This window comes from Micromonospora sp. ANENR4, assembly GCF_015354395.1.
Lineage (GTDB): Bacteria > Actinomycetota > Actinomycetes > Mycobacteriales > Micromonosporaceae > Micromonospora > Micromonospora aurantiaca.
On the sequence record NZ_JADKYQ010000053.1, the window covers coordinates 1 to 468 of the forward strand.

The 468-nt window shown below is 70.1% G+C and carries 1 pseudogene; it reads left to right on the forward strand.

The features are described from left to right. A pseudogene (locus tag IRY44_RS30470) lies at positions 1-468 on the forward strand (IS21 family transposase); the annotation flags it as partial.

The following is a 468-nucleotide window of genomic DNA, read 5'->3' on the forward strand; positions in this document are numbered from 1 at the left end:
CGGGCCAACGGCTATCTGGAGACCTCGTTCCTGCCCGGACGCCGCTTCGCCTCACCCGGCGACTTCAACGCTCAGCTCACCGAGTGGTTGGTGCGGGCGAACAACCGCCAGCACCGGATGCTGGGCTGCCGCCCGCTGGACCGGTGGGACGCCGACCGGCAGGTGATGCTGCCACTGCCACCGGTTGCGCCGGTGGTCGGCTGGCGGCAGACCACCCGCCTTCCCCGCGATCACTACGTCCGCTTGGACGGCAACGACTACTCGGTGCACCCATCCGTGGTCGGCCGGCGGGTCGAGGTGAGCGCCGACTGTGACCAGGTGACGGTGTTCTGCGACGGTCGGGTGGTGGCCCGGCATGACCGTTGCTGGGCGAAGCATCAGAGCATCACCGATCCCGCACACCGGCAAGCCGCCGTCGATCTGCGTGTCGCCGCCCGACGCACCCCGACGACTGCCGTTGACGCCCAG